Raw genomic sequence first — 8,774 nt, 5'->3', positions numbered from 1 at the left:
TTTATTTAATACTGCAGTTCTTGTTCCTCCAACCATCTTTTGAAATAAGCTAGATTTTTGATAGGCCGTTATAGCAATCTATCGGTGGTGAAACTGGAGAAATATGTTGCTGTATACTATGAATGCAGGAAACAAGACTTTCCGGATATACTGTAATTGTTTCTTTAGAATTGATTTCTTTGAAAACTTGCTCTTTTATTCTTTTTAGCATAGCAATTTGGTCTACTGGCCCATTAAGAAGGAGGTTTAAAGCCTCCATGGCTTCCTGAGGTTCGATAGCCCCGATTCCTTCCCGAGCACGCTTATCCCGGTAGGTTTTATCTGCACCAACTCCCACATTCCCCCAATAACCCCAGTTCATTACTTTTACTTTACAAGACCATGCGCGAGAAAGTTGGTGTGCAAAGATATCCTTAAAAATGCACCCTGCATTATAGTTGCTTTGTCCTGGTGTTTTGGTAAATGAGTTAATCGAAGAGAAAAACAGCACAAAATCCAGCGACTCCTTGTCAAAAACTTGAGCAATACGTACACATACATCAACTTTTGCTGAAAGACCGCGTTTAAATTTCTCTTCATCCATATTTGCCAGACTACTATCTTGTAATAATATAGCTGCGTGAATTACTCCCTTGATCTGGGAAAAACCTTGTTTAATTTGGTCATAAGCCTGCTGAAGAGAGTTACGGTCGGTAGCATCAGCCGATATATATTGGGGAACAGGACCAAGCTTTGCCAATCTATCCAATTTAGCTTGAATGACATTATCTTTTTTTCTTCGGCCTATCCAAATAATCTGAGCCTTAAAATTCCGGATCATATATTCACTCCAGACTTCTCCAATACCACCAGCTCCGCCAATTACCACATACACCCCGTTTTTCTTGTATAATGACTGATTAAATGAAGAACAAGAAAACGGTACTAGTTTGAGCTGATACCATTTTTTCTCCCGATACACCCAAGTATTACCTTGGTATTCGGCTGGAAGGTTAAACATATCGTCAATTGGCCAACGACTGTTCGCCGCTAAATCAATAAGCCGAATTTGCCAATGCGAATATTCATTGTACACTGTGCTGATAAACCCATGAATACTTGAGTGAGTGGGATTGACCTGTTCGTTTCTATTAATTGGTTGACTCTGAGTCGTAATCACGGTAAAGTTCAAATTTTTTATACCATAACCGAGTTGAAGTAATGCTTTAACAACCCGGTAGCAATGCAAAACACCTTTGTTCTGGTCGTTTATCAAAGCATCATCTGCCAGACTTTCACAAGAACTTGAAGGAGCAATCCACAAAATATGCTCTATAGAACCACATGCTTTGAGTTTTTGTATTACAACCTCAAGGGAATCTGCAGATGTCGTATCTATAAGACGAAGATTAGGAAATACCTGCCTGATTACTTCAATATTCTCATTTATTCCCCCGATAATTACAACCTCCTGACGGATTGCCGGCGGCATTATGTTGCTTTCCAGCGATACAGAATCCCACACAGGAATCAACATAACCGCCTCGCCAGGAGAGTCACTGCCGGTTCCGGTTTCAACCGAAATCGTATCTGCGCCGCTGTCGTGCTTAATTTCTTTCTCCAGCACTCTCCATGTAAATCCTTTCATGCGAACACAAACTACGCCCTGGTCATCGCACAAATCAATATCAAGTTCTTGGACATCCCTAGTTAAATTATTAATACTTGGCCGTACAAGAGCCCACATCAAAGGAGCAGACTGATTCCTGACTTCCAACTCTTCAAGCGCGAAAGGCAAAGTTACTTTATCAGGAATCTTACTGCCAAACTCTAGCCAATTATTGGGACTTACTCTCGGAACTAGTGTAACTTGTACGGCTGAATCCATTATGCTGGGGTGAAGAATATACTGACCTTGCGTATCAGCCACTATTGCAGGCAAAGATAATTTCGCTAATATATGGTCCGTTCCCAAAAATATTTCCTCAATTCCCTGGTAACCTGGCCCGTAATCAATCCCCATTGCTGCAATCAGATCGTAAAATTGGCGTGAATTTATGATTCTGTCGCGACATTGAGCATGTAAAGCCCTAATGTCTTGCTTTGAAGTTATTGCTTCAAAAATCGGCTCTACATTACCTTGACTACATAATAGAGGTTCTTTACCAAAGTCTTCAGATCCGCTATGAATTTTATAAGAAATTCGGCCGTTGTCGTCAAGAACAAGCCCGATATGTACTTCTAATGCCTGATTGGAAGTAATCGGACGAGGCCAAACCACATTTCGGAATCTAATTGTAGTCTTTCCCTTCTCATAATTCCCGATAATCTGTTCCACAGCTGCTCGTGCCATTTCTAGCGAGGCCATACCGGGCAAAATAGGAACTTCCTTTACAACATGATCAGCCAGGAAAAATTCCTGGCCGGTAAAAATTGAACTAAACTTCAAGCCTCTTATATCTGAAGTATTTCTATGCAATAAAGGATGAATTACAGAAATCGGCATTGAAGAACTATCACTTTTACTTTCTCCCGGCTGCGGCCAGTAACGCTCCTGTGCAAAAGGATAAGTAGGCAAGCTGATTCGGCGAGGTTTGGCATTACAATGTAGCAACTTCCAATCCACACGAAATCCCTTTACCCATAGCTCAGCCAATTTTTGATAATTTTGTGCTAACAGCCACTTATTAATTATTGCTTGACATTCTTCTTCACCAAACATCTTTATAATTTCCTCAGATTGTTTAGCCGTTCCCCGGAAGCAGTTTTCGCTACTTTCCTCTTGCTCATATTTTTCCAGTTTCTGAATTAACTCATTACTATTACGGACAATAAAACTTACTCTGCTATCCATCTCTTCGCGTCCCACTTGGAATGTATTGGCAAGATCAGCCAACTGATAATGCTGCTCCCAGTAAGTTTTCAAAAAGACAGCAAGTTCGTGGACATATTCTCTAAGCCGCTGTTCGTTCTTGGCCGATAGCGGAATTATATAAGAAATGGTTTCATCGTTTTCCAATCTTACATTGGTTGTTTTACTTTCGATATATTGCTCTAAAATTGCATGAGAGTTCGTTCCTCCAAGGCCAAACGAACTTAGCGCCGCTCTATGAGGCTCTGCAGTTTTTTCCAAACTTCTAAGTTTATTAATAACGTAAAACGGGGAATTTGTCATATCAATATTGGGATTTGGGGTCCCATAATTTAACGAAGGCGGAATTTCGTCATGATACAAGCTTAACGCAACTTTTATACATCCCGCTAAACCGGCGGTTGCATCAAGATGTCCGATATTGGTTTTAACTGAGCCAATACCACAAAATTGTTTATCTGTTGTATACTGCTGATAAACATCACACAAAGCAGTGAATTCGATAGGATCTCCGAGTTTTGTTCCGGTTCCATGGGCTTCAACAAAGCTTATTGACCTTGGATTAATATGTGTTGCATTTAATACTTTCTGAATAACTTCCGCCTGACCTTTAACACTTGGCGCATAAAAGCCTACCTTATCATTGCCGTCATTATTCGCACTAATTCCTCTGATCAGAGCATAAATATGATCCCCTTCTTCCACAGCATCTATAGCTCTTTTAAGCAGCATTACAGCAACGCCTTCTCCAAGAATCATTCCGTCTGCTGCCGCGTCAAAGGCTTTGATATGGCCATTACTGGAAAAATTCAAACCGGGTTGATGAACATACCCCGGTGTTGATGCCGGAAATATTGTTGAACTGCCAACTAAGGCATATTTTATTTCACCAGCTTGCAAGCTTTGATAAGCGGTATATAGGCCAGTTAAAGATGACGAACAATTTGAGTGAATAAAAAAGCTTGGACCTTTTAGCCCTAATTTATGGGAAATCATTGTCGGAATAGTCCCACCCTGAGCCAAAATCCAAGCTACATAATCATCCGCGCTATTTGTTATACTGATGGGTTTAGTGGTATTAAACAGTAAAAACTGATAAAAACTATTACTTGCCGACATAAATACACCTGTTTCAGGTATCTGCCTGGGAGAATAACCGGCATCTTCCAAAGCTTTCCATGAATGAACTAGTAACAATCTCATCTGCGGATCCATAAATTCGGCATCACGGGGTGAAATGTTAAAAAATCTTGGGTCGAAATAATCTTTTCCTTCTATCGTTGACTGTACGGGAACAAAGTTAGAGTTATGAATTGTTTTTTTCGGCAAACCAAACCTTTGTAATTCTTTTTCAGATAAAAATTTAATGCTTTCTTTGCCCTCTTTTAAATTTTGCCAAAATTCGAAATGATTTTTCGCTCCAGGAAAATGGCAAGAAATCCCGATAATGGCCAAACTGTTATTATAATAATCAGGATAGGATTGCTCATAAACAGTATTAATAGGCTTGTACCCCATGCAACTACTTTCCGTTTTTTCAGGCACTCCGCCCTGCGAAACCAGCTCATTGTTTCTTTCCGCAATATATTTACTAATGCTTTTGACATTAGGAAATTTAAAAAGTGACGTCACATTAAAATCACAGTTCAGCACGGACTTAATCTTCTGGGCAACAGTAACAGCTAAAATTGAATCCCCGCCTATATCAAAAAATACATCTTCGGTAGTTATATCAGTAATTCCAAGTACATTTTTCCATATTTCCAACACTTTTGTTTCAATTGCTGATTGCGGCAAATTTATTATTTCCGCTCGCTTATGAATAGTTGTATTACTATTTTTCTCTAGTTCTCCGCGATTAACTTTTCCAGATGAAGTTAACGGTAATTTATCTAAATGAACAAAAAATGAGGGTACCATATAATCAGGCAACCGTGCGCTCATATACTTGCGTAGCTCCGCAAGCGTAAGCAGGCCTTGGCCTTGTTCTGAACGTTTAGTTGTATAATAAGCTATCAGTTGTTTATTGCTCTCATGTTCTCTTACCACTACAACACAATCTTGTATATTCGGATGGTTGACAAGTTGACTTTCAATTTCACCTAATTCAATACGATACCCACGGATCTTTACCTGAAAATCAATTCGTCCCAAAAATTCTATATTACCATCAGGAAGCCAACGTACCAAATCTCCAGTTTTGTAAAGCTTAGTTCCTGGACTAAAAGGATTATCAATAAATTTTTCGGCTGTTAACTCAGGAAGATTTAGATAACCTCTGGCTAAACCTTCGCCTGCAATGCACAACTCTCCAGGAACGCCTACTGGAGTAATTTGTAGATTACGGTCTACAACATATAATTTTGTATTCGCAATCGGCTTACCAATAGGAGTATTTATACTCACTATTTTTTCATTTGAGCACGAAAACCACGAAGCATAAATAGCCGCCTCAGTTGGCCCATAAATATTTTCAATGCGGGTATTTCTAAATGTAACAATAGTTTTTTTAACAAGTTCCTTGGGAAACGCTTCCCCTGCGACCATAATATATTTTAATGAACAGTTTTCTAAAAATTGTTTGTTATTTATTACCTCATTCAAGAAAACATTTAACATAGCCGGAACAAAATTAATATGAGTTACTGCGTATTTTTTTATCACATCGACGATGATTTCCGGTGACTTTTCTCCGTTAGGCGGCAAAATAATAAGTCGGCCATTTCCTATAAACCAACCAAACAATTCTGCTAAGGAAACATCAAAAGTATAATTTGTTTTGAGCAAATAAGCATCCTCGTTTGTTAAATAATAATAGGATTCCAAAAAATGCAAAGTATTGCTGATGCTTCTATGGCTAACCATTACTCCTTTGGGTTTTCCCGTGCTGCCGGATGTGTAAATTACATAAGCTAAATTGTCAGGCCGCACTTCCCGTTTAAGCGTTTTTCCGCCTTGAGCCGCGCTTGCTATTTCCTCCCAGTCATTATCTAAGGCAATAGTCTTAGCATTTTCAATCATTCCTGACATTTTATCCATAAGTTTGGATTGAGTAAGAATTAGTGACACTTTACTGTCTTTCATCATATATTCTAATCGCTCTGCCGGATAGTCTGGATCTAAAGGCACATATGCTCCACCCGCTTTAAGGATTCCTAATAAACCAATAATCATCTCAATTGAACGTTCAACACAAAGTGCAACTAAACATTCCGGACGTACATTTTGCGTCTGCAAATAAATTGCCAGCTGCGAAATTCTTTCATCCAATTGCTGATAGGTAAGAGCTTCCTCTTGATAAACTACACCGATAGCGTTCGGTGTCATTTTAGCTTGCTGCTCAAATAATTCGTGGATACACCTATCTTTCGGGTAGTCCGCTTGATTCGCATTCCAATCCTCAAATATCGTTTTTTGTTCTTTGGCAGATAAAACAGAATACTTGGCCAGAGGCATGTCCGGATTGCTAATAACTTCTTCAATTAAGTTTTTATAATGCTCTATCAGGCGAACAACTGTTGTTTGATCAAATAAATCCAAATTAAAAATAGTGTTAAACTCAAAAGAATCTTCTTTTTCGCTAATCTCCAGTTTAAGTTCATAATTACAATTCTGAGATTTGTCTTGCGTGAATTCCGTTGCGTATTTATAATGATGCTGCATTTCGGTATCATTATAGTTTTGATAGGCAAACGCCACTTGGAATACCTCTGCTGCAGATATATTTAATTCTCGAACCAGCAACTCAAAAGGGTATGCTGCATGTTTCAATCCATTATTAAAAGTTTGCTGCAATTTATGGATATAATCTAAAAATTGTTGAGTACCTACTACATTACTACGTATAGCAATCATGTTAATAGAGTTATTATTTAGAATACCTAAACTCTCATGTATATGTTCTGTTTGCATACCAATAATAATATCTTCCTGTCCGGTATAACGATATAACAGTAATTTGAAAATTCCCAGGAAGAATGCAGGTATCTTAATGCGTTGGTTTTGAGCAAAGAACTTTACGCGTTCACTTATTTCTGGGGAAATCACAGATTTGCTCACTTGCTGCGTAAAGCTTGTCGCAAAAGCACGCGGCCGGTCTGTTGGCAACTCCAAAACCGACAAACTTCCTGCTAATTGTTGTTTCCAATATAAAGAGTGTGCTTCATCTTTATCACTTATAAAATCTTCCCTATTTTCTTCTTCTGCCATAGTCTCACTCCCATCATATACCAGTTGTTTCTTTATCTCGTATACAAATGCAGCGATTTGTCCCAAGGTAATTTCCGGCATTGTAACAATTTTTTTCAGGAATTCCGCCATTGCTTTACTTAATATTAAAACTTTCTCTTCATTCAATATGCCTTCATCAAAAACTATTTTCCATGTATTAACGTTATTCGAAATACCTATTGATAAATAACTACCTTCCGCATGAGAATAATTTTTTATAGAACTCACATGTTCAACCACTACCGGCATTTTATTTTTGTAACCGACTGATTTTGATTTTAGCTCAGGATATCTTACTATAAGATCCCGGATAAATGTCTTATTTTGCTTCGCTGTGTCTAATTTTTCGCCGACATGGGCGCAAGCTTCTTTAAAAGTAAGAATACAATCAAAATCCAGTTGCATTGGTACATTCACAGCAAATAGATTTTCAAGACCTTTAAGTTCCTTTTTTAACTCCTTATAGCCTATAGACATATTAATCCTGGTTGTTTCATTTAGCATACACAAAAAAACACCAATAGCAGCCAAAGAACAGGTAAATATACTGCCATTATTTTTACCATAATTAATAAATTCCTGAATTACGGGAACTTCTACTGACAAATAATTATCTATGGGTTTTGGAGCTCCATTTTGGACAATGCCTGGACAACTATTAGGCGGAGTACATGATAGTTGATTCACCCAAAAATCTTCAAACCGGCATATCGAATTATAAAGTTTACTAATCCGGGCCCCTTTATCAGCATCAATTTCAACTAAACAGTCTTTGACGCTTATATTATATTGCTTGATGAAATCGCAAATTGATAGTTTTTCTCCATCAATTGTCCTAAATGAATTAACTTCAATATCATTATTTACTGTAGCAATTCTAACCAACGAATCTGTAATCTCAACAATTGTTCCGGGGGTATGGCTTGATTTGATTCCGGTAACACAGAGTTTGTCAATAATAATGTACTCATCTTTAACCGCCAGTTTGGCAAGGCCAATCTTATTACGGTATTGTTTAAAATCAAGCGCTCTGACAAGTGCCGACATATCTTCTGCTGAAGACTTCCACGACAAAACACAACCAACAGACGGACGCTTATTTTTCGAAAAATATGTACGCTGGTTTATATCCTGAAGACTTGAGCTGTAGCTATCTGTAGCCAGCTCAGCTATCAGTTTGCCAAAGGCTTTTAAGCTAGCCTCATAGCACTTGAGATTTAGAGAAAAAGCAGTTTCGTCTGTTTCAATTTCTACTATCTCCTGTTTTAAAATTCTGCCCATATCAATTCCGGTTACCATCTCATGCCATGTTACCCCATGCTTTATCTCCTTATTGATAAGAGCCCAGGAAGTCGCATGAATTCCCGCATATGCAGGCAGCAAAGAATCATGGAAATTTATGGCCATTTTCCTAGGTAGAGCAAGAATTTCCTCGGGAATGACATCATAATTAACGATACTAAATAAATAATCAAAAGCTTTTTGCTTTATCAAATTCAAGTAATTATCATATCCAAAACATGGAATGCTCTTATCCCCTGCCCAATTCCGAACTTTGGAATTCGCTGTGATAATCCCGCAAATATCATGGCCGGAGTCAATTATTCTTCGTCCACATGCAATAATTAGCGCTCCATCACCAATGATATAGCAACTAAATTTTTTATTGCTTGCCATGCAGTATTACTCCTTA

General features: G+C 38.2%; 1 protein-coding gene. It reads right to left on the bottom strand.

All coding sequences use genetic code 11. From position 1 onward, the window contains the following. Window positions 1–49: 49 nt before the first annotated feature. Window positions 50–8,758 (bottom strand): non-ribosomal peptide synthetase, encoded by an 8,709-nt coding sequence (locus tag MAMMFC1_RS15945; protein ID WP_126309446.1) that lies wholly within the window; start codon window positions 8,756–8,758, stop codon window positions 50–52. Window positions 8,759–8,774: the final 16 nt, after the last annotated feature.

The sequence above is a fragment of the Methylomusa anaerophila genome, assembly GCF_003966895.1.
GTDB classification, from domain to species: domain Bacteria; phylum Bacillota; class Negativicutes; order Sporomusales; family Sporomusaceae; genus Methylomusa; species Methylomusa anaerophila.
Note: the sequence above shows the minus strand (reverse complement) of the source record. Positions and strands in the feature narration are given on the sequence as shown.